Source organism: Megasphaera sueciensis, assembly GCF_050219315.1.
In the GTDB taxonomy this organism is placed as follows: Bacteria; Bacillota; Negativicutes; order Veillonellales; family Megasphaeraceae; genus Megasphaera_A; species Megasphaera_A sueciensis.
The window spans coordinates 609,853-631,498 of sequence record NZ_CP116939.1; the positions used below are offsets into that span (position 1 = coordinate 609,853).

At 40.8% G+C, this 21,646-nt stretch carries 20 protein-coding genes and 3 pseudogenes; 19 read left to right on the forward strand and 4 right to left on the reverse strand.

Annotated features, from left to right (window positions below; translation table 11 throughout):
- Window positions 1-14: 14 nt before the first annotated feature.
- From NXG62_RS02965 to NXG62_RS02975, 3 genes are all read left to right on the forward strand, one after another.
- A complete protein-coding gene (locus NXG62_RS02965; RefSeq protein WP_427113508.1) occupies window positions 15-1,889 on the forward strand; it encodes a TonB-dependent receptor plug domain-containing protein in 1,875 nt (624 codons plus the stop codon).
- Between the two features lie 3 nt (window positions 1,890-1,892).
- Window positions 1,893-2,849 (forward strand): TIM barrel protein, encoded by a 957-nt coding sequence (locus tag NXG62_RS02970; protein ID WP_427113509.1) that lies wholly within the window; start codon window positions 1,893-1,895, stop codon window positions 2,847-2,849.
- 193 nt (window positions 2,850-3,042) lie between these two features.
- Window positions 3,043-4,038, forward strand: a complete 996-nt coding sequence (locus NXG62_RS02975; RefSeq protein ID WP_427113510.1) for a 2-hydroxyacid dehydrogenase — start codon at window positions 3,043-3,045, stop codon at window positions 4,036-4,038.
- 100 nt (window positions 4,039-4,138) lie between these two features.
- On the opposite strand, the pseudogene NXG62_RS02980 reads toward NXG62_RS02975, so the two are convergent.
- From NXG62_RS02980 to NXG62_RS02995, 4 genes and pseudogenes are all read right to left on the reverse strand, one after another.
- Window positions 4,139-4,283 (reverse strand): annotated as a pseudogene (locus NXG62_RS02980) (transposase); the annotation flags it as partial.
- 43 nt (window positions 4,284-4,326) lie between these two features.
- Complete coding sequence (locus tag NXG62_RS02985; RefSeq protein WP_427112048.1) at window positions 4,327-5,235, reverse strand: IS3 family transposase; 909 nt, start codon at window positions 5,233-5,235, stop codon at window positions 4,327-4,329.
- Entirely contained in the window at window positions 5,232-5,576 is a 345-nt protein-coding gene (locus tag NXG62_RS02990) for a transposase (RefSeq protein WP_427111881.1), read from the reverse strand. Before NXG62_RS02990 ends, NXG62_RS02985 begins: the two co-directional genes overlap by 4 nt.
- A gap of 72 nt (window positions 5,577-5,648) precedes the next feature.
- Window positions 5,649-6,149 (reverse strand): annotated as a pseudogene (locus NXG62_RS02995) (transposase); the annotation flags it as partial.
- A 103-nt stretch (window positions 6,150-6,252) separates the two neighbouring features.
- On the opposite strand from NXG62_RS02995, the pseudogene NXG62_RS03000 reads away from it, so the two are divergent.
- From NXG62_RS03000 to kdpA, 16 genes and pseudogenes are all read left to right on the forward strand, one after another.
- A pseudogene (locus NXG62_RS03000) lies at window positions 6,253-6,675 on the forward strand (pyruvate:ferredoxin (flavodoxin) oxidoreductase); the annotation flags it as partial.
- A 504-nt stretch (window positions 6,676-7,179) separates the two neighbouring features.
- A complete protein-coding gene (locus NXG62_RS03005) occupies window positions 7,180-8,025 on the forward strand; it encodes a MurR/RpiR family transcriptional regulator (protein WP_427113511.1) in 846 nt (281 codons plus the stop codon).
- A gap of 92 nt (window positions 8,026-8,117) precedes the next feature.
- Window positions 8,118-8,732: an extracellular solute-binding protein gene (locus NXG62_RS03010; RefSeq protein WP_427113512.1), complete on the forward strand. Its 615-nt coding sequence runs from the start codon at window positions 8,118-8,120 to the stop codon at window positions 8,730-8,732.
- The gene (locus tag NXG62_RS03015; RefSeq protein ID WP_427113513.1) at window positions 8,713-9,183 is read left to right on the forward strand and encodes an extracellular solute-binding protein; all 471 of its coding nucleotides are present in this window, start codon (window positions 8,713-8,715) and stop codon (window positions 9,181-9,183) included. Before NXG62_RS03010 ends, NXG62_RS03015 begins: the two co-directional genes overlap by 20 nt.
- Window positions 9,184-9,212: 29 nt before the next feature.
- Window positions 9,213-10,316 carry an ABC transporter ATP-binding protein gene (locus tag NXG62_RS03020; RefSeq protein WP_427113514.1) on the forward strand — a complete coding sequence of 368 codons (1,104 nt, stop codon included), beginning with the start codon at window positions 9,213-9,215 and terminating at the stop codon, window positions 10,314-10,316.
- 23 nt (window positions 10,317-10,339) lie between these two features.
- On the forward strand, window positions 10,340-11,233 hold the full coding sequence (locus NXG62_RS03025; protein WP_427113515.1) for an L-2-amino-thiazoline-4-carboxylic acid hydrolase: 894 nt from the start codon (window positions 10,340-10,342) through the stop codon (window positions 11,231-11,233).
- Window positions 11,234-11,359: 126 nt separating this feature from the next.
- Window positions 11,360-12,952, forward strand: a complete 1,593-nt coding sequence (locus NXG62_RS03030; RefSeq protein WP_427113516.1) for an N-acyl-D-amino-acid deacylase family protein — start codon at window positions 11,360-11,362, stop codon at window positions 12,950-12,952.
- Between the two features lie 63 nt (window positions 12,953-13,015).
- Entirely contained in the window at window positions 13,016-14,197 is a 1,182-nt protein-coding gene (locus NXG62_RS03035; RefSeq protein WP_427114220.1) for a M20 metallopeptidase family protein, read from the forward strand.
- Window positions 14,198-14,550: 353 nt separating this feature from the next.
- Window positions 14,551-14,988 (forward strand): Hsp20/alpha crystallin family protein, encoded by a 438-nt coding sequence (locus tag NXG62_RS03040; RefSeq protein ID WP_427113517.1) that lies wholly within the window; start codon window positions 14,551-14,553, stop codon window positions 14,986-14,988.
- Window positions 14,989-15,175: 187 nt separating this feature from the next.
- Window positions 15,176-15,559: a NifB/NifX family molybdenum-iron cluster-binding protein gene (locus NXG62_RS03045; protein ID WP_427113518.1), complete on the forward strand. Its 384-nt coding sequence runs from the start codon at window positions 15,176-15,178 to the stop codon at window positions 15,557-15,559.
- The gene (locus tag NXG62_RS03050; RefSeq protein WP_427113519.1) at window positions 15,556-16,416 is read left to right on the forward strand and encodes a 4Fe-4S binding protein; all 861 of its coding nucleotides are present in this window, start codon (window positions 15,556-15,558) and stop codon (window positions 16,414-16,416) included. The genes NXG62_RS03045 and NXG62_RS03050 overlap by 4 nt, the downstream gene beginning before the upstream one ends.
- Window positions 16,394-17,272, forward strand: a complete 879-nt coding sequence (locus NXG62_RS03055; protein WP_427113520.1) for an ATP-binding protein — start codon at window positions 16,394-16,396, stop codon at window positions 17,270-17,272. The genes NXG62_RS03050 and NXG62_RS03055 overlap by 23 nt, the downstream gene beginning before the upstream one ends.
- A 48-nt stretch (window positions 17,273-17,320) precedes the next feature.
- Window positions 17,321-17,683 carry a NifB/NifX family molybdenum-iron cluster-binding protein gene (locus tag NXG62_RS03060; RefSeq protein ID WP_427113521.1) on the forward strand — a complete coding sequence of 121 codons (363 nt, stop codon included), beginning with the start codon at window positions 17,321-17,323 and terminating at the stop codon, window positions 17,681-17,683.
- Between the two features lie 448 nt (window positions 17,684-18,131).
- Complete coding sequence (locus NXG62_RS03065; protein ID WP_427113522.1) at window positions 18,132-19,430, forward strand: putative porin; 1,299 nt, start codon at window positions 18,132-18,134, stop codon at window positions 19,428-19,430.
- A 405-nt stretch (window positions 19,431-19,835) separates the two neighbouring features.
- Window positions 19,836-19,922: a K(+)-transporting ATPase subunit F gene (kdpF, locus tag NXG62_RS03070; RefSeq protein ID WP_427114221.1), complete on the forward strand. Its 87-nt coding sequence runs from the start codon at window positions 19,836-19,838 to the stop codon at window positions 19,920-19,922.
- Window position 19,923: 1 nt separating this feature from the next.
- On the forward strand, window positions 19,924-21,630 hold the full coding sequence (kdpA, locus tag NXG62_RS03075; RefSeq protein ID WP_427113523.1) for a potassium-transporting ATPase subunit KdpA: 1,707 nt from the start codon (window positions 19,924-19,926) through the stop codon (window positions 21,628-21,630).
- Window positions 21,631-21,646: the final 16 nt, after the last annotated feature.

Below are 21,646 nucleotides of genomic sequence, written 5' to 3' on the forward strand. Positions count from 1 at the left end.
GAGGAGGTTTTTTTATGATCCATAGAAAAATGTTGGCATCGTTTATTTGTTTGTCTGTTATGGGAGGTATGTCCGGTAATGCGGTGACGGCAAGTTCTCTTGATACGGAAGAGGCAGATACCGTGGTGGTTACGGCAGACCGCATTCCTACGAAAAAATCGGAAACGCCGGCAAATATAACCGTTATTACCAGTCAGCAGATCAAAAACAATCGATTTGATAGTGTATCCGAAGCAATCAGGCATGTAAATGGAGTGACTGTGACGGACATGGTACCGGGAGGATCCATGTCCGTTGTGCGCCTGAATGGGGATGAACGGGTTGCGGTGTTAGTAGATGGCCATCCGGTCGATAACGTGCAAGGAATGGTGAGTGGTCACGGCACATTGGATTTGAATACGTTGCCCGGAGTACAGAATATAGAAAAAATAGAAGTAGTAAAAGGAAATGGATCGGCATTATACGGTAGCAATGCTGTGGGCGGTGTGATTAACATTATCACCAAAAAAGGTACAAAAAATCAAAGTACCCTTGATTTGAACACGGGTTCTTGGGGTACCCATACATATACGATGACCAATGAGGGAAGTTATGGCAAGACAAGTTGGTTTGTCACCGGTGAATTAGGGCGGCAGGGGTATTATGATTATCGTCACGGAAATGACACGATAAAGCTGGATGGGTCTGGTAAAGACAGTAATTATACGGATAATTCCTTTACTGCCCGCATGGATCAAAAAATAAATGAAAGTAGTTCGTGGCGTTTTTATGTATCGCATAAGAGTTATGATGGAAATAATCCGTATTTCACCAATCTTTTACCCTCAGGGACGACCGCAATGGAGCGGATAACTAACAATATTGCGGCAACCTATAATTTTAAGGAAAATACATCGACGCCTGGTTATATTCATATTTTCAAAAATTATACATCGACTGATTTTTCCGGCGCATATGATGTGGCAACGGAAGGGATTCAAGCACAAGATGGCTGGCTGGTGGGACGTCATCGCCTTACGTCCGGATTCGAGTGGCAAAAAGATACAGCTTCTAGTGAAACCGGCGGATATACTGATAAAAAACGTACGAATCGGGCTTTTTACGCACAGGATATTATTGACGTAGGTAAATTATCTGTGACGCCGGGTATTCGTTTTGATGATAACAGTACCTTCGGATTTCATAAAACGCCTAAAATCGCATTAAACTATAAAGCCAATGATAAATTTAATGCCTATGCTTCCTGGGGACGTGTCTTTTCAGCACCTACCATGGATGATCTGTACTATAATGTGGATTACGGCATATGGGGAAAATATGTTGGAAATACTGACTTAAAACCGGAAACAGGGTATTCTGAAACAATAGGATTTAATTATCAATTGGATCCCAAAACCAATTTTAATGTCAATTGGTTCCAAAGCAAGATCGATAATGCTATTAATTGGACCTATCTCGGATCCGATTCGTATAAGGCCAATAATCAAAACGAAAAGAAACACGGCATTGAACTTTCCATGCAGAAAACAATCAATGATGCTTGGAATTATGAATTAGGGTATTCATATATTTATGCACAGACAGATAGTGGCTCCGGTTATAGCTATGATACAGGAAACAGCCAGCCCAATGGATATCGTGCGGGACTTTATTATGCTAAAAATGCTTGGAAAGCTAATATCTTGATGACGGCAGGAACCGGACGAAATACCACGGTGTATACACATAATTCTTACGTTATCTTAGATGCCAGCGCCAGTTATGATGTAGCCAAAAATACTACTATATATGCTAAAATGAATAATATTACCAACAAAGAGTACGAAATGTATAAAGGGTATCCGATGCCGGGACGGTACTTTCAGCTTGGTGTGAAGTATACGTTTTAAGCCATGAAAGAATTAATCAATTTATCGAATACGGATTATGATTTGCAGGTTTTATTAAAGGGGCAGCCGCATTTGTTAGATACCCTTCTTTCCCGCCATAATCTGGACGGGGTGGAAATGATGTTTGCCGCGCCTTGGGATGGAATATTTCCGGGGCGGCACTATATTCAAGGTGTCCATCTTCGTTTTTGGCCAAGCTGGCTGGACTTTTGGCAGCATGATTCGTATAATTTACAGCGTATATTTCCCAACAGAGAAGCGCTTATATCGGAGTTTGGTACAGATAACTGCCGGCAATGGCTGGAACTGTTTCGGAAGAATCTGCATGTTGCCGTTGCCAGCGGCGCACCTTATTTTGTTTTTCATGTAACGAATATGCGGCCTTGGGAGTTGTATAGCCGGCAGTTTGCTTCTTCTGATCAAGAGGTGATCCAGGCAGCTGCTGCCTATATTAATGCTGTTGCTGACGATATACCGGAGGACCGGCTGCTTCTTTTCGAAAATCTCTGGTGGTCCGGACTTACCTTGCAAAGTGATGAAGCGGCCGCCTATCTCTTACAAAAAGTGCATCATAAACATAGCGGATTTATGTTTGATACGGGACATTTTCTTTGCAGCAAACCCCAGATCCGCACGGAACAAGAAAGTATTGATTATATCCTTCAGGCACTGCAATCTCTTACAAACACAAGAAAAAAAATATATGGTGTTCATCTTCATTGTGCCTTATCCGGTCAATATGCATTGCAATGCATGAAAAAAGCACCGCTGAAAACATTGCGTGAAGCCTTATCGTATACACTGGACATAGATTCCCACGAACCCTTTACGAATCAGGCGGTGCAGAAAATTATCCGCATGTTGCAACCGCAGTTTCTTGTGCATGAATTTATACCTTCTGATTTACAGGAACTGGATCACAAGATACATATCCAACGTCAAGCATTAGGTTGGGAATAAGATACATTTCGTACTGAAAAAGCTGCAAAATCTTGACATTCAGAGAGTCTGCAGTTAGAATTGTAGATAATAGCAAATAAACAAAGACGTTTTCTCATTTTTTGGGGAAGCGTCTGTCTATTTTGCGGCATTTTTTGAGCTGCCGTACTAGGTAAGAAAATACACGAGTTACATGGTCATGGGAGTGATGGGAATGGGACAAAAGAAACCTATTATTTTAATTAATGGGAGAATTAATCGACAAGTTTTGCCGTTATTGGAACAAAGCGAAGCATTTGAAATCAGAGATTGGAAAAAATCAACCGTCATGAGCGAAGAGGAAACAAAAGAGGCAATTGTCGATGCCGATGCGCTTATCGTATCCTATCGGTCGATTATTTCCCGTGATGTCATAGCTGCCGGGAAAAATCTTAAGATTATCGTGCAGCCTTTTGTTGGGTATGAAGATGTCGATGTTGCAGCATGTACAGAATTCGGCATTCCCTTTTGCAATACAGGCAGTCAATCAACAGATACGGTTGCCGAAATGGCGATGGCTTTGATTTTTGCTTCCGCACGCAACATTACACGCAATAATCAATATGCCCACAGCGGCGACTGGAGTTCCGGCAAAAAAGTACCTTTCCTGTTTGGTTGGGATCTTCATGGTGCAGTACTAGGGATATTGGGAATGGGACATATTGGATTTTCTATTGCCAAGATGGCACAGGGCTGTGGAATGAAAGTCTTATACCATAATCGTCATCCCAGAAAAGATGCCGATCATAACCACCTGATTTTTGTATCGGATGCAGCGCTGTATGCGCAGTCGGATGTTGTTGTAAATGTCCTTCCTTCGACAGAAGCCACCAAGCACAGCATTGATATGTCCGTATTTCGTCAGATGAAGAAAACAGCTCTTTTTGTCAATGTCGGACGCGGTGATACAGTGAAAACAGAAGACTTGGTAACGGCACTGCAGCAGGGCGAAATCAAGCAAGCCGCTTTTGATGTAGTGGATCCGGAACCGCTGCCCAGTAATCATCCATTGCTGACAATGGAAAATGTTATTATTACCCCGCACATTGGCGGATCAACCAATAAGGCCTGGAAGCAGAAAGGATATGCCGCTGCTCAGAATATCCTTGATTATTTTGCGGGTAATCCCTTGCATGACTGTATCAATCCGGAAGTATTTCAAAAAAAATAAAAGGGTGTCTGCACATATCGATGTGCGACAGCTATAAACAGGCAGACCATCTGAAACGGATGGTCTGCCTGTTTATTTAAGAAAATAACTTTTATTGTTATAATTTGTTTTAGCCGTTCTAATAGATTCGTTGAAGATATTTTTCTAGCATCTATTTCTTGAAAACTGAAAAATTGCAGAGAATCTTTTAATCCATCCTCTAAAGTCGAAATAACTCGTGGATAGTGGGCTTGATACGCATTGATATTGTCAATATCTCTTTACACTTTTTTCTCGAGGATATTGGATCTACGCTGCATCCTTCAATGAGCGGTAATACTGTTGTCTCTTAATCATTGGAGGTAATCCTCCATTGGTGGAGCAGATTCTTCGGTTATTCCAGTAACTAATGAAATATCTCCATATAATTGTTTTCATATGTTCAACAGTTGTTTTTGAAGCATTATATCGATTATAGATTAATTCTTCCTTTAATCTTGCCCACATGCTTTCGCAACGGGCATTATCATGGCATCTGCCACCTGCACTGTTCATACTTTGTACTATTCCGTATTGCTTAATTGCATTACGGTACAGCTCACTGGTATACTGTGTTCCCCTATCACTATGCAGGATACAGCCCCGAATTTCTGGATATGCTTTATATGTATTAATTATTGTTTGTTCACATAACGTGGCTTTCATATTTGTATCCATTGCTAATCCCAGTACTGCAGAATCGAAGCAGTCAAAAACTGCGGATACATACAGTTTTCCATCCAGACACTTTATTTCAGTCATATCTGTTACGCACTTGCTTAACGGTTTATCAGAATAGAAATCACGTTTAATTAAGTCATCAGATTTTCTGGCTTCTTTATCAGCTTTTGTGATTCCATTAGGTTTTCTTTTTGGTCTATGGCTAATACCGATTTCTTCCATAACACGGTATACAGTCCGTTCACTCGGAATCTCAATACCAGCAGGTTTTTTTAGCTCTAACGCTTGATGCATTCTGATTCGTCCGTAAGTATCATTGCATTCATCTTCAGCACAGATATCTAACATAGCATCTGCAAGAGACTGATATTTCCAAGGCTTATCTTTATATTTAAGATAATTGTGAAATCCCTGTCTGGTTACGCATAGGCTTTTACAATAGAATGAAATTTTACCTTTAATAGTGCCGTCTTCAGTTTTTATTGCAATAAATATCAATCTCTGTTTTTTGTTGACTTCCGACGGCTGGCGGCGAAAAAAGCGCTTGCTTCCTCAAGAAATTCATTCACTTCTTTAAGATGGCGATTCTCTTTGTCCAGTTCTTTAACACGCTTTTTAAGTTCAATAAGTTCCTCGTTAAGAGATAAGGCATTGGAAGGAGTATGAACAGCGTCTTTTGCCTCCAACCTACCTCCTTTGAAGGCTTTAACCCATGTATAGATAGTACTATCAGGAAGCCCCAGTTCCGTTGCGGCTTTGTGTCCACCAATCTCCTGAGCTAATTTTACAGCCTGTGATTTAAATTCTTGGTCATAAGTTTTTATAATTCGTTTTGCCATCTTATTTCTCCTATTCTCTATCAATTATATATCACAATCCTTGAGAATAGGGTGCCAATTTTTATTGTACAACATCATTTTGACTTGTTGGGTATCCCGAATTCGCTCGTATAACGCATCTACCAAAAGGACCGGATAGGTGGAATCTAATGGACGGTTTCGAAAAGCGTCTACTTGTTTATTCAGTTCTTTCGTAATGACGGAAACTTGCCCTCGTGAAATGGATTCTATGCCCAGACTTTTTGCTGATTTATCGATTTTTCGAGTGGAAATACCATTTACATACGCTTCTTGGATTACGTTCATGAGCGCAGCTTCCGAACGCTTTTTCGATTCTACAAAGAAGGGGGTGTATCCGCCGTTCCTGATTTTGGGAACCATCAAATACATCGTTCCCATTCTTGTGTCGAAACGGCGAACGCGGTAGCCTGAGCGGTATCCTTGACGTTCCTTGTTTCGTTCTGATTTTTCGGCACAAAGTTTACTATTCACTTCGGCCTCCATCAGTCGTTCACAAAGTCATTTCAGCATAGACTGCATGGGGTCTTCATCTGATATAAATTTTAATAGCATTTTTTCACGCCTTATTGGTTTGCTCGCTACTTACCTTTTCGGAGTTTTGATGGCTTTCCCCTTTTTTTACTTTTGCGAACTTAATTGTACTATATCCATATTCATGAGCTATGGATATATCTATGTAGCCCAGGTGGCCATGGGAGCGGATAAGGCGCAGTGTCTGAAAGCCATCCAGGAAGCCGAAGCGTATCCGGGCCCCTCTCTTGTCATTGCCTATGCATCCTGTATCAACCACGGCATCAAAGCGGGGATGGGCTGTGCGCAGCGGGAAGCGAAGAAGGCGGTAGATGCCGGATATTGGCATTTATACCGTTACAATCCGACGCAGGAAGAAGCCGGAAAGAACGGATTCAGCCTAGATTCTAAAGATCCCGTAGGAAATATCAAGGACTTCCTCATGGGCGAAGTACGCTATTCGTCGCTGAAGACGATGTTCCCTGATACTGCCGATGCGTTTTTTGACAAAACCGCCAAAGACATGGAACAGCGGTTGGAAGCATATAAAAAACTAGCTGATAAATAATGTTTATACTTTAGGATCCGTTTGTTACATAAAATCCGTTGATTTAGACAAATTTAAAGGTATTAAAATATATTCCTAGAACAAATAAGGTGCGTGGAAAATGGATAGTTTGGCGAACTGGTAAAAAAACTGGTTCGGGTAATAAGAATAAGGAAATGTGTAACAAGGGAAAAAATCCTCTGTTTTGTGTAAACCTTCGTATGGTGTAAAGTAAAATATACAGTATACGAAGGTTTTTTTATGGTAAAAAGAAAACGCAATCTAGAAAAAATGAGTGGTAGATGCTGTGCTGGATGATGAATCAGGGTTCTGTATACATACTTTCTAAAATTAAGGAATTTAACATATATTACCATTAATTACATAAAAAATATCGAAAAAATATTAATACATATTAGATTTAAACGTTATTGACATTTATATAGTAGTGTGTTAAAATTGCAAATGAAATTAATGATTCAAAAATTAAATATTGAATCAAATGTTACAACGAGGAGGAACTACATGGATCTTTTTAAAAGAATTCAAAATCAATATGATTCCATGTCGGATAATAAAAAACAAATCTCCAAATACTTTATGGATGAATGGATGGACGTCGCTTTTTCTACGACACGGGAAATTGCAAAAAAACTGGATGTCAGCGAAGCACTTGTAGTTCGTCTTAGTATGGAGTTAGGATATTCCGGTTTTAAAGAACTGCAGAACAGTCTGCGTGATCTGATGCGAGTAAAGTTAGGAAGGCTGGATCGTATAAAAGATTTTCAAGATGGCGATCCCAAAGAATTTGCGAGCAAGGTATTTGAAATAGAGCATCAAAATTTATCGCATACATTCGAAGTTAATACAGAAAGTTCTATTGAAAGAGCGGTTGCGCTTTTAATAAACGCGCGCAGAATTTTTACAGTCGGGGATCGTAATGCCGGAGCTATCGCAATATTGGCGGCCATTCACCTTAATGAAGTATTAAATAATGCGATGCCGTTAGTTGCTATGTATGGTACGGCAGATGATTATTTGCGCGATGCCGATTCAAGAGATTGTATGCTGGCAGTTTCGCTTCCTAAATATTCCAATTACACCTTACGACTCGTACAATTGGCTCAAAGTAAAGGTGTACCTGTTATAGCTATTACGGATAGTACTCTTTCTGATTTAGTCCGTTTTTCCGAAGTCGTATTATTAGTCGCCTGCGATACCTTGGCGTTTAATTTGTCTCATGTTGGGACCATTGCCTTACTGAATACGTTGATTGCACATATTGTAGCGGAAAATAGAGAAACTAGCATAGAAAATATCTCCGATATCGAAGGGATCACATCAGAACGTTTGGATCGCTTAAAAGAATAAGCAGTTTTGGCAAAGGGGCCACAAAAAAGAGTGGCCCTTTTGTGCTATCATATACTGAAAATAAAAATATTGAGAATGGGGGAGTGGTTGTTGTGTTGTTTAAAAATCTGAAAAAAGCTTCTTGTTTTTCCCTTGCAGCATTGTTGTTGGCGGCTGTTTGCTTAGGCGGGTGTGGTTCCAAAGATGAAGGTTCAAATGAAAAAACAGCAAAACAAGGCGGCGATACCTTAGTAGTTGGTACGTATGGCGGCAAATATGATGAAGCGTTTATGAAAGCGGTCATAAAAAAATTTACGGCAGAAACAGGTGTCGAAGTTGTACTGGATCCATCTTATTCCTATGCTAAGCTTGCCGGTGAAGGAAAAAATCCGAGTGTGGATCTTGCTTTAATGGATGATATCCAAGTTGCGCAGGGGAAAGATGCGGATGTGTTTCTTCCTTTGGATTTGACAAAGCTTCCTAACACGAAAGATTTATATAAAGGTGCTGTGGATCCTACCGGTCTCGGCGTCAGTATTCAATGGGGACGGTTGGGATTAGTATATCGTACGGATAAGATTAAGGAAAAGCCAACATCATGGCAGGATTTATGGAAAGATGAATATAAAGGGCATGTAACAATCAATACCTTGCAAGGCACGTCAGGATTACAAGTTCTGTGTATGGCTGCTAGATTGAACGGCGGCGATGAAGCAATTGGCAGCTAATTGCAAGGCCATTGCGCAATCCACTTCAAATCTGACAGATATGCTTACTACGGGGGAAGTGTGGATCGCGCCTTGGTGGGACGGACGAGCGTATGCCCTGGTGGATGAAGGTGTTCCTGTTGATTTTGTAGTTCCTAAAGAAGGCGCTTTTAATACCAATGTTGAAATGATTATCACAAAATATTCCAAGAATCAGGAAATGGCGTATAAATTTTTAAATGCCATGCTTGATGCCAAAGCGCAAGCCGAAATGTCATCCATCATACATTATGGACCTGTCAATAAAGATGCTAAATTGGATGATCAATTGGCGAAGCAGGTTGTGTATGGTCCGGAACAGGCGAAGGCTTTGATTATCTGCGATTGGAATATCTTAGCTCCTATCAAATCTGATTTGAGCGCTAAATTTGATAAGGAAGTAGCACCGTTAGTTGGGAAAAATTTGAATTGATTTTATGCGTGTCAATGGGGGATGTAATCATGGACGAGATACTAAAAGTGGAGAAACTGGTAAAATCTTTTGGTAATGTAAAAGTACTTAAAGATATCAACCTTTCTGTCGGCAAGGGCGAATTCATTTCTCTTTTAGGGCCGAGCGGATGTGGAAAAACAACGATGTTGCGCATTTTGGCGGGCTTGGAAACACCGACGTCGGGGCGCGTATTGGTTAACGGTCAGGATATGAAAGGCATACCGCCGTATAAACGATACAATGGTATGGTGTTTCAAAATTATGCCCTATTTCCGCATATGACAGTCGAACAAAATATAATATTTGGTCTTACTATGCATCATATGGATAAAACCAAGATCAAGACGATGGTAAAAGATGCCATTGGGTTAACACATTTAGAAAATTTGGAAAAGAGGTATCCGAGGGAAATGAGCGGCGGACAGCAGCAGCGGGTTGCTTTGGCGCGTGCGCTGGTGCTTCAGCCGAATCTTTTGCTGTTGGATGAACCGTTATCTAATCTTGATGCGAAATTAAGAAAAGAAATGCAGATAGAAATACGGAATATACAGAAGAAATTACATGTTACGACTGTTTTTGTTACCCATGACCAAGAAGAAGCACTTGTTATGTCTGATCGTATAGCCGTTATGAATAAAGGGGTTATCGAACAGTTTGGAGTACCGAATGATTTGTATGAAAAACCGGAGACAAAGTTTGTTGCCAATTTTATCGGTACAGCGAATATCTTGGAGGGAAAATTGGTTGAGGTCATGGATGATTCCATGGCAGTCGTACTTTTGGGAGATGATGCCGTAAAAATACAAAATCGACAACATATAAAGCCGGGCGAGAATGCGATGTTTTCCCTGCGTCCGGAACGAGTCATGCTACGAGAAGATGGCAGTACATTTAGTACAGAAAAACAAAATATTCAACAATGCCGTATTATCAATAAAAATTATTTGGGAAAAAGCACTAAATTCCAAGTCGAGTTGAAGAACGGTGTCGTTATTTCTGTCGAAAGACCGGCTGATAGCAGTGCTATCAGCCTTTCACCCGGGGATGAAGCCTTTATAGGATGGAAAGCGACAGATGGCTTGGGAATCTATGATACGGCACTACAAGCGTAGATATAATTAGGAGGCAATATGTTATGAGCAAAGTGGTGGAAGAGTTAGAAATCAAAAATTTGCAGGATGGTTGGTCCCTGTTGTATGTATGTCTGGCAAAGGCGGTTACGGGATTAAAGGGTATGGATGGCGAAGCAGCGCTGCGTGAGGGAAACCGGCAATTTGGCTATGATCGATCACGGAATTTGGTTAAGTTGCACAAACGCTTGGGATTAAAGTTAAATATGAAAAATTTATTTACCTATGGTGATTTGCCGAATGACCCTCGCTTTAAACGGGAACGCATTGCTTTAAATCCGCAGGAACGGATTTCCAATACGCTTGTTTGCCCTATTGCCGATTTATGGAAAAGAAATGATGCTCGTTGGCTGGGCCGTATTTATTGCGAAGAATTTCATCATGCCTGCTACGGTTCCTACGCTCCTCATGTCCAGGTAAATTTAGCTAAGACGTTGACACAGGCATATGATGATCATTGTTGTTTTGCCGTATATTTACGTCCCGGTGATTTAACGCCCGAACAACGTGCCGAAAGTTTTTCTGAATTCGATCCGGGATACGCGGAACCGGATATGAGTACATATCAACCGCCTACGGCTAAGGCGGGATTCAATAAGCTTTGTGTGAAATTAATTTTCCATCATTATACCAGTTTTAAAAATGCTTTTGGCAAAGAAGAAGCGGCTGGTATATTAAAAATTGCATTGACCTCTTATGTTGTTATGGAAAGTGATTTTTTGAAAAAACATTCGGATAGGGAAGGCGTATTGCCTGATGCTGCGTATATCGGAAGGAATGCGCCTTTGGCGTTACAATGGGAAGATGATACGTATTGGCAGGATGGCTATGAAAATCAAGATCTTTTCGAAATCCTGAAAAAAGAATACTATATACCTATGGCAACAATATTTGCCTAATAGGGTACCGGCCGCTGTGAGACAAACAAAATGCGGCCGGTCTATTTGTTAATTATATTGTATCAATAGAAAATCAAGGGTACACTCCCTGTTAGCAGATATCATAAAAGGAGGCCGTATAGCATCATGTATGACAGTATTATAAAAAATGGCAATATCGTTGACGGAACGGGGAAACCAGTGTTTCAAGGAGATATTGCCGTTACAGACGGCGTGATCGTTAAAATTGCCGCTCATATTGATGCGGAGGCATATCACCGCATTGATGCCGAAGGCAAATATGTATGCCCCGGCTTTATAGATTCACATGCCCATACAGATGTTCTGTTGCCGTATTGTCCGAATGCGGCGGGGAAAATCATGCAGGGAGTGACTACCGATGTAAGCGGATTATGCGGCACCAGCATCCATCCATTACCACAAGGAGCGTTTCGGCGAGATGCTTTAACATATAGTGATTCTTTTTTGCCGCAAGGGATTGAATCCCATGAATACACGCAGCCATTTTCAACGTTTGAACCTGTTTTAACGACGAATATGCCCATGTTTATCGGACAAGGGACACTGCGTATCGCTGTTATGGGGTTTGCGGATCGTAAGGCATCGGCTGATGAATTAAATAGCATGAAATGTATCTTGCGGACTTGTATGGAGGAAGGAGCTTTTGGTCTGTCATCGGGACTTTCCTATATTCCGGGCGCATTTACCCCGACGGAGGAATTGATTGCACTTTGTCGTGAGTTAGTGCCGTTTCACGGTATTTATAATACGCATATGCGTAATGAAAGCAACCATGTTGTTCCAGCGGTGAAAGAGGCGATTCGGATAGGGAGAGAAAGCGGCTGCCGCGTGCATATTTCCCATCATAAGGTAATGGGAACACAAAACAGGGGGAAAACGAAGGAAACATTGGCTCTTATAGAGGCGGCTAATACAAGCGGAATTGAGGTTACCTGCGATATGTATCCTTATACGGCAGGATCCATCGGGATCACATCGCTGGTTCCGCCATGGGTTTTTGCCAATGGCAGTGCAGCAGCAATGAAATATCTCCATATACCTGCTACTCGGCAGCGTATATTGTCTGAGCTAGATCAAACAGATTGGGAGAATGTAGTTTTATCCAACGGATTTGAACAGATTATCGTCAGTTTTGGGAAACATTGCGAGATGTATGAAGGTATGACGCTTCAACAAATTGCCGATTTTAATCATATCAGCCCGAAAGAAAGTATACTGCACGTATTAAAACGATGTGAAGGTATCGGTACGATCGTATTTCATTCTTTGGCGGAGGAGGATGTGAGCCGGGTGCTGAACTATCGTTTATGCACGGTAGGTACCGATGCCTATGCCAGACCGTATACAGGCATCCTTTCGGCAGGCAGGCCGCATCCCAGAAATTATTCCGGCTTTATACATTATTTGAAAAAGTATATTTTTGAGGATTCTTTATTTACCTTGGAGGAAGGCATAAAAAAAATAACATCCCTGCCTGCACATATTTTTGAACTGGGCAAGAGGGGGATTCTAAAAGAGGGCTACATTGCCGATATTACCATTTGGGATCCCCGCACGCTTGATGAAGTGGGTACATTTTTGGATCCTGTACACCAGCCGAAAGGCATTGATTATGTCTTGATCAATGGAAAATGCGTTGTGGATCAAGGTGTTTTTACAGGAATATTAGAAGGCAGAATGCTGCGGCATCATGTATGACGCCATGACGCGTATTTTTGATTTTGTTCATATAATACATTATATAGGTTGGAGTGAAATGTGATGGAAATAATGCAGGAGATTATTCAATCCGAACCGCAAATGATAGCCGATCGGCGTTTTTTACACCGGCATCCGGAACTTAGCCGCTGTGAGTTTGACACGACCGAGTTTATCCGAAAACGGCTTATGGAATGGGGGATTGAAATAGAGCCATTGCCGTTGCATACAGGCCTCAGCGCTATTATCCATGGAGCGGGATCCGGCAAAACAATTTGCATTCGCCATGATATCGATGCACTTCCTATTCAGGAAGAATCAGGGTTGGATTTCTCCTCGCAGGTTTCGGGAGTCAGTCATGCCTGTGGGCATGATATCCATAGTATTACCGCTTTATATGCGGCAAAAATGCTGCAGGAACGAAGAAATCAATTGGCGGGAACGGTACGCATTGTTTTTCAGCCGGCGGAAGAAGACGGTACAGGAGCAAAAACGATGATTGACGCCGGTATTATGAATATACGACCGGTTAATGATATAGTTATCGGATTGCATACCCATCCTTTTACAACGGCCGGAGATATTTGCCTGCGGAAAGGACCGATGGAAGCAGGAAGCGATGTTATCAAGATCACTGTAAAAGGCAAAAAAGGGCATGGAGCCTATCCGCATCATTGTATCGATCCCATCATGACCAGTGCGTTTTTATTATCTGAACTGCAAGCTGTTGTATCTCGTGAAAATGAAGCGGTCAAACCTACAATTTTGACATTCGGGAGTATACACGGCGGTACGGTGCCCAATGTTATTCCGGACATTGTTGAAATAATGGGAACGATGCGTACATTCTATCCTGAATGCCGGCAGCGGAATTTAAAAGCCATAGAGCGTATCACGAAATGCGTTTGTGAAAGCATGCGGGCTGAGGGGACTGTCGAATGTATCGGCACATCGTTGGCACCTATATATAACGATGATGTTGTTGCAGATACACTAATCACCGCGGCAGAAAAAATATTAGGCGAAGGACATGTTGTTACTATGGCACATCCCAGTCCGGGTTCTGATGATTTCGGCGTTTTTATGGGTTCCTGCAAAGGTGCGCAATTCTTTTTGGGAACCGGTAGTGATGCACCTAATACTCGGTTGGGGCTGCACACCGGCTCCAATATTTTTGATGAAAAAAGCATTCGTACTGGAGTTGCGGTATTGGTTCAATTTGTTTTAGATAACCTCAAAAGTTGATATTGTGAATACTTGTATCTCGTCGTTTTGTTTTTTCCATAAAACCATTGAAATGCTTTAAATAGATAGCATGAATCATATCGTTGAACCAGTCTTGAAGAATAGCATTGATTTTATAGTATATAAAGAAAAATTTGCCATATGCCACGGATTCGTCGGAACGATACAAAGGCCGAATGATTAGTAAAAGGCAAAATATAGTATTAGCACTCACTTGACAAGAGTGCTAATACTATGTATACTATATATGTAAGCAGGAAAAGTAAGAAAAGGCTTACCATTAAAAGTCAAAAGGACAAAGAAAGTCCTGCAAATATAATTTTAGTTTATTTTATTGAAGGGAGATTGATATTATGAAGAATTTATTGCCTGTAAATATCGATAACTTTTTTTCTCCGGATCCTATATTCGAAAATTTTTTCAATCGGGTTTTACAACCGGGAAAATTCAGTCAAATGACTTTTCCCAAAGTTGATATCCAGGATACAGAGAAAGCGTATCTTGTTACTGCAGATTTACCGGGTGTTGCAAAAGAAGATATTACCATTACCTATGATAATGATGTCTTGGCTATTATGACACAACAGAATCAGGAAAAAGAAGAACAAGACAAGGATAAAAACTATATCCGTAAAGAACGGGTAAGCAATGGTTTTAGTCGGCAGTTTGTTGTCCGTAATATTGAAAAAGATAGTATAGAAGCTGCCTTTTCTAACGGCGTCTTAACGATTACATTGCCGAAAGCAGATCCGACTGTCGTAGACGCTGGTCATCGCATCGATATTAAGTGATCGGTGCTTAATCATATATTTTACTTTATGTTAGCCGTTCCGGATTTTTCCGGGACGGCTTTTAAAATATGTAAATTCATAAAATATTATTGACATATGTCGATAATAAGGATATTATATAAATTGACATATGTCATAAACCATAGTATATTTACATTTTTGGAGATTTTGATGAAAGGAGTATCTTATGAAAATAGGAGTCCCCATTGACATGCCGTCAACAGATGAACCTGTCAGCAGTACGTTCGGAAGGTCAAAAAAATTTTTAATTTATGATACGGATAGCAAAGAAACGCGTTATATCGATAATCTTGCAATGAATAGTCAAGGCGGTGCCGGAATCAAGGCCGCACAAGTTATTTTAGATGCGGGCGTTGACGTCTTATTAACCCCGCAATGTGGAGAAAATGCAGCGAAAGTATTACATGAATCACATGTTACATTATTTCAAACGACAAGTGGGTCCGCACAATACAACATTGATCAATTTTTACAGGGAAAACTTTTAAAATCAGGAGATTTTCACGGAGGATATCATGGCAGGCAGGGAGAGGGAGGCCGTCATATATGAAAATTGCAGTATTGAGCGGTAAAGGAGGTACAGGGAAAACTGCAATTGCAGCGAATCTAGCTGCTGTATGTGATGCTTCCATGTATGTGGATTGTGACGTGGAAGCTCCGAATGGGAATTTATTGTTTACGTCCAGTATACAAAAAACGGAACCTGTTTATGTGAAAATACCGGTTATCGATGCACCGCAGTGCAATGGTTGCCGAGCTTGTACTGAATTTTGCAGATTTAATGCTTTGGCGTTTGTTTCCGGCAATGTTATGGTATTCCGTGAGATTTGTCATTCCTGCGGAGGATGTGTTTTGGTATGTCCTACAAAGGCGATTGCTGAAACCAGGCAGGAAGTCGGCAGTATAGCATATGGTACCTCAAAAAATATACATGTTATTTCAGGTGCTATGCATATAGGAATTGCATCGGGTATTCCCATCATCAAAGAATTGTGGAATGTAATAGAGGCGGCCTCTGAACCTGTATTTATTGACTGCCCTCCGGGAAGCGCATGCAGTGTGATGGAAAGCATGCAGCATGCAGAATATTGTGTATTAGTAGCGGAACCTACTGTTTTTGGCACCGATAACCTGAAAATGGTTCACGAATTGGTCAAACTGTTTCAAAAACCTTATGGAGTAGTATTGAATAAATGCCTGAAAAATGAATGGAATCCGGCGAAAGAATATTGTGTGCAGGAAGGTATACCTATTTTATGTGAATTGCCTTTTGATCAAAAATTAGCTGAAATCCAATCCAATGGAGGTCTTGTTGTCCGAAAAGCCAAACAATATAAAAACTGCTTTTCTGAACTATTAAAAAGCATAGAAAAGGAGGTGCGGCATGCAGCAGCTGTTGATTCTTAGCGGAAAAGGAGGAACTGGAAAAACTACGGTAGCAGGGGCTTTTATTAAGTTATCCGGAGCCAAAGCAGTTGCTGATTGTGATGTAGAGGCTCCTAATCTGCATTTGCTTATGAAATGCAATGAACCGCCAATGTATCATGCTTACTTTGGCATGCCGAAAGCAGTTATCGATCCAGAAAAATGTATTTCATGCGGTGCCTGTTATGATCATTGCAGATTTGATGCTATTGCAAAAGGAGATCCTTATATCGTTCATTCCTATCACTGCGAAGGGTGTGGTGTGTGTGACATAGTATGTTCCGTTCATGCTGTTTCTTTTCAACCAGCGGCTGCCGGTAGACTGTGTTTATTTTTGGGGAATCGCGTATTTTCAACGGCACAGTTAGATATAGGCAACGGTACTTCGGGAAAATTGGTGACAGAAGTAAAAAAACAGATGGTTACACATGTAGACGATGATATTATTCCGTTAGCTATTATTGACGGGTCACCGGGGATTGGATGTCCAGTCATTGCATCTTTGAGCGGTGCCGACATGGTTTTAATTGTAGCCGAACCTTCGGTATCTGGGATCAGTGATATGAAACGGATTATTCAAACCACCAAGCTCTTTCATCGACCTATGGCAGTCTGTATAAATAAATATGATATGAATAAAGAAAAAAGTAAAGAAATTGAAATTTTCTGCCGTTTAAATTATATTTCCTTTGTAGGTCGCATACCGTATGATACGGAAGCGGTTATTGCTGCTAACAGCGGCCTTTCTATCATAGATATGGATTGTCCGAGCGGAAGAGCGGTACAGCTTATTTTTAAAGAAACTATAAAACTGTTGTTTGCGGCAGATTTAACATAATTTTTGTTATATGGAATCGGAAAAATAATTAAAAGCGAGGTATTAGATATGAAAATAGCGATTGCAAGTGAAAACGGAATGGTAGCACGCCATTTTGGACATTGTCCTGATTTTACTATTTTTGAAATCAACAACGGGAAAATTGTACATACGGAAACGATTCCTAATCCAGGACATAAACCAGGATTTCTTCCTGTATTTTTGAGGGATAAGGGTGCGGATGTTATTGTTGCCGGTGGAATGGGGCAGGGAGCAGTAGAACTTTTTAGTGAAAACAATATAAAAGTAATTACAGGTGCGGTCGGAGATGTCACGGATACTGCATATCAGTATCTCCAAGGAAATTTACAATCGACGGATTCTATTTGTCACGATCATCAATACGAAAATGAATGTGGGAACCACCACTGATTCTTCATGATGGGAAAAAACATTATCCGTAAAGAACATTACGATAAACGTATCTTGAAAAGGTGTCAAGCGACAGATGCTATCGTATTAACATAAATGAATTGAAAGGTATGGGTATAGCACCTTGCCTGCATGGTACCGCGAATGACGGGAAGATAGAAAAAAGCTGTAATAAAATGAGGATTTTTCCTTATTTTATTACAGTTTTTTTTGTCAGGATTCCTGGATACAATGGTACAGATGTTTAATGCATTTTTTTACGGTATTTTTATGATACGCAAGCTATTTTTGACACTATTTTTATTTTTTAAATGGTACAATGCTATCAATGTATGACGATTTTAGATTCCATATCATCTACGCAGATGGGTCTGTTCATGCAAATGGAGAAAGAAAAATCGAGGAAATGTATAGTTTGATCGTATAATTCAGGAAGGGATGTATAATCATGAGAAAAAAATTGGCGTTTTTAACAACAACTATGGTAATCAGCACTACGTGCGGGCTGGCAGCCAACCCGTTTACGGATGTACCGACAGATAGTTGGGCGTACCAATCTGTTGTGAAATTAGCGGATGCCGGTGTGATTCAGGGAGTGGATGGTACTTATTTCCAAGGTAATCGCAATATTACCCGGTATGAAGCTGCTGAAATGACGGCCAAGGCAATGGTGCACATGGACAGTGCAAGTGTAGAACAACGCGCTGTAATTAATAAATTGGCAGATGAATATGCCGATGAATTACATATGCTGGGTATCCGCGTAAGCAATCTGGAACAAAAGGTGGGTAATGTAAACATTACCGGAGATATTCGTTTTCGATATATTAACCAAAATAATACGACATCAACTAGTAATGATGGAGTTACCGGAGATGCATCATGGTCTTATAGGGCTCGTCTTCGGGCGAATGTTACCATCAATGATACAACAAGTGCGCTGGTAGGATTTTCCACAAACAACCAAACTTTTATCAACAGTACGGCAGCTGCGGCAGAGGATACCGGAGCGTCTCCCGGTATATATAATGATGATGCCTATGTACAACATAATTTCAGCAAAAATCTTACGGTAAAAGCAGGGCGTTGGGATGAATATATTCTCGGTAACGCTTACGGATACCAATATGGCGATGTTTTTGACGGAGCACAGGCCGAGTATGACAATGGAAAAATTGCATTGACTGCCGGGTACGGTATTTTTAAAGAAGGTGCTACGGGTGAAAATGATCTGTTGGGAGTTAGCACCGGGTATGGTGAAATAGAAGGCTATTTGGGGAATAAGGCAAAGGTCGGAATATATTACAACAGCTTTCATGGTAACAACAGTCCCTTGAAGAGTCTTTTGGGAGCCTATGGGAAAATGGATATGGGTTCTAAATGGCATGCGCTGGTAGACTTCCAGGACATAACGCATGATGCTGCTACTGCAGGTACGAATGATAATTCCCGTGTTTGGGCAGGTGTGCTGACATATGGAGCGTCGAGTTTTTCCAAACCGCATAGTTGGGATGCATGGATTGAATATGTCAATGCGGATGCCCATTCTCTCTATGGCTCTACCGATACGTGGAGAAACAATAATTTGTTAGATAATGTTGCCTCGTGGGGCATCGGATTTGATTATACGCTTATGAACAATACCAAACTTCAATTCTTTCAGACATTTGGTTCAAAAGCCAAGAATTCGAGCATTTCCTACGATCCGAAAGAGGAAACGCGGGTAGAAGTTATGTTTGTGTTCTAAAACTGACAAAGCCGGGTTGTGTCGGATACACCACCTGTTTCTTTTATGGATTACAGTATCTTTATATTATTTTTATATTACGGCAACTATTTTTAACACTATTTTTATTTTTAACATGTTACAATGATGCCATGAAAGAGAGGAAAGTGTAGTAAAAGAAAGGAGGCTTTCCTATGATGAAAAATATCTTGTTTTTATTGGGATATCTTATTGGTATCATCATACTTTCTTTCGTGCTGCAATATCATTCGCTGCATATGTAAAGAGAGAAGTTATAAGGTGCAGTTTTTGCCTGTATATATACTATTTCCGTTATGGATACATACTTTTAATTTATAGTATTAAACAGCGTATGTTTTGTTTCAGCTTTTTTTCAGCGGCAAAGTCGGAAGGAGGACTTTTGTTATGTGGGAATTGGGGATAGCCGGAATATTGGCGCTTTTCTTGTTAGGATATTTGGTATATGCATTATTGAGACCGGAGGATTTTTAAAATGGGAAATGATATGGTGCTTTTTGCAATTTTTATGATTGTATTAATTGGGATTTCTATACCCTTGGGATCTTATATGTTTCATGTATTTAATTTTAAAAAAACATGTTTAGATCCGGTCTTTTGTCCTGTGGAACGAGGGATATATCGAATTTTGGGAGTTGATAAACGGCAGGAAACAAATTGGAAAACGTATACGATCGATTTATTATGGTTTAACTTTATTGGTTTCATAGCCGTTATTTTATTGCAAGTATTGCAAGGGTATCTGCCGTTGAATCCGGAACATTTTGAAGGAGTTGCGCCGTTTCATGTAGCATTTAATACGGCGGCTAGTTTTGTGACAAACACAAACTGGCAGGCTTATGGCGGAGAATCCACCATGAGTTATTTTACACAGATGACCGCATTAACGGTGCAGAACTTTTTATCAGCTGCGACAGGCCTATGTGTTGCCATTGCTTTGATACGAGGACTTACACGAAAAAATACGGATAAAATAGGGAACTTTTGGGTTGATATGGTTCGGGGTGTTTTGTGGATTTTGCTTCCACTATCCATCGTTTTTGCCTTACTGTTTGTTCAACAAGGGGTATTGCAAAATTTTTCTTCGTATGTTACTGCGCATACGTTGGAAGGTATCGAACAGCATATCCCTATGGGTCCGGTAGCTTCGCAGGAAGCAATCAAATTATTGGGAACGAATGGCGGTGGATTCTTCAATGCTAATTCGGCTCATCCGTTTGAAAATCCTACTGCTTTCACTAATTTCCTGCAAGTAATTTGTATTTTTTTAATTCCTGTTTCATTGTTATTTACATTTGGTAAATTTGTGAAGGACAAAAAACAAGGATATGCGATATTAGGTGCTATGCTGACTTTATTTGTCATTATGTTTGGCTGCATCTATGCGGGTGAAGCAACCGGCAATCCCTTGATCAGTCAATTCGGAATCAGTGGTTCTTCGGTAATGGAAGGACAGGAAGTACGATTCGGCTTAGGCGGGACGGCTTTGTTTACAGCTGTTACCACGGGAGCTTCCTGCGGAGCGGTGAATGCTATGTTTGACAGTATGACGCCTATTGGCGGACTGGTGCCGATGCTGCAGATCATGTTGGGAGAAGTGGTAGTAGGTGGTGTAGGAACCGGTTTTTATGCGATGATGGCATATGTATTCATGACAGTATTCATCGTAGGGTTGATGGTAGGCCGCACGCCGGAATATTTGGGGAAAAAAGTAGAATCCTGGGAAATGAAAATGGCTATATTGGCACTTCTGATTCCGTCTTTTGTCATTTTGACGGGATCGGCCATAGCTTCTACAACAGATGCGGGTCTTGCAGGAATCTTGAATAACGGGCCCCATGGATTGAGTGAAATGGTGTATGCCTTTACCTCTTCTGTTGGCAACAACGGCAGTGCTTTTGGTGGATTGACAGCAAACACCCCGTTTTACGATGTGGCTTTAGGCTTCGCTATGCTGATAGGACGGTTTGGCGTCATCATTCCGATGATGGCGATTGCCGGAAGTATGGCAGAAAAAAACACCGTACCCATAGGACCGGGGACTTTTTCTACAAAGAGCAGTCTATTTGTCGTATTATTGGTTATTGTCGTGCTTATTATTGGTGCACTTACCTTTTTCCCGGCATTGGCATTGGGACCTATTGTAGAACATTTGTTGATGCTGCAGGGAGTTACTTTTTAATATAACGGGAGCATAG

Bases quoted from the DNA above. Each gene is read 5' to 3' on its own strand.
- NXG62_RS02990 (WP_427111881.1), bottom strand. From the start codon at position 5,576: ATGGCAAAACGAATTATAAAAACTTATGACCAAGAATTTAAATCACAG.
- NXG62_RS03040 (WP_427113517.1), top strand. From the start codon at position 14,551: ATGAAGAATTTATTGCCTGTAAATATCGATAACTTTTTTTCTCCGGAT.
- NXG62_RS03035 (WP_427114220.1), top strand. From the start codon at position 13,016: ATGGAAATAATGCAGGAGATTATTCAATCCGAACCGCAAATGATAGCC.
- kdpF (WP_427114221.1), top strand. From the start codon at position 19,836: ATGTGGGAATTGGGGATAGCCGGAATATTGGCGCTTTTCTTGTTAGGA.
- NXG62_RS03020 (WP_427113514.1), top strand. From the start codon at position 9,213: ATGGACGAGATACTAAAAGTGGAGAAACTGGTAAAATCTTTTGGTAAT.
- NXG62_RS02975 (WP_427113510.1), top strand. From the start codon at position 3,043: ATGGGACAAAAGAAACCTATTATTTTAATTAATGGGAGAATTAATCGA.
- NXG62_RS03045 (WP_427113518.1), top strand. From the start codon at position 15,176: ATGAAAATAGGAGTCCCCATTGACATGCCGTCAACAGATGAACCTGTC.
- NXG62_RS03025 (WP_427113515.1), top strand. From the start codon at position 10,340: ATGAGCAAAGTGGTGGAAGAGTTAGAAATCAAAAATTTGCAGGATGGT.
- NXG62_RS03015 (WP_427113513.1), top strand. From the start codon at position 8,713: ATGAAGCAATTGGCAGCTAATTGCAAGGCCATTGCGCAATCCACTTCA.
- NXG62_RS03065 (WP_427113522.1), top strand. From the start codon at position 18,132: ATGAGAAAAAAATTGGCGTTTTTAACAACAACTATGGTAATCAGCACT.
- kdpA (WP_427113523.1), top strand. From the start codon at position 19,924: ATGGGAAATGATATGGTGCTTTTTGCAATTTTTATGATTGTATTAATT.
- NXG62_RS03060 (WP_427113521.1), top strand. From the start codon at position 17,321: ATGAAAATAGCGATTGCAAGTGAAAACGGAATGGTAGCACGCCATTTT.
- NXG62_RS03050 (WP_427113519.1), top strand. From the start codon at position 15,556: ATGAAAATTGCAGTATTGAGCGGTAAAGGAGGTACAGGGAAAACTGCA.
- NXG62_RS02970 (WP_427113509.1), top strand. From the start codon at position 1,893: ATGAAAGAATTAATCAATTTATCGAATACGGATTATGATTTGCAGGTT.
- NXG62_RS03005 (WP_427113511.1), top strand. From the start codon at position 7,180: ATGGATCTTTTTAAAAGAATTCAAAATCAATATGATTCCATGTCGGAT.
- NXG62_RS03055 (WP_427113520.1), top strand. From the start codon at position 16,394: ATGCAGCAGCTGTTGATTCTTAGCGGAAAAGGAGGAACTGGAAAAACT.
- NXG62_RS03030 (WP_427113516.1), top strand. From the start codon at position 11,360: ATGTATGACAGTATTATAAAAAATGGCAATATCGTTGACGGAACGGGG.
- NXG62_RS02965 (WP_427113508.1), top strand. From the start codon at position 15: ATGATCCATAGAAAAATGTTGGCATCGTTTATTTGTTTGTCTGTTATG.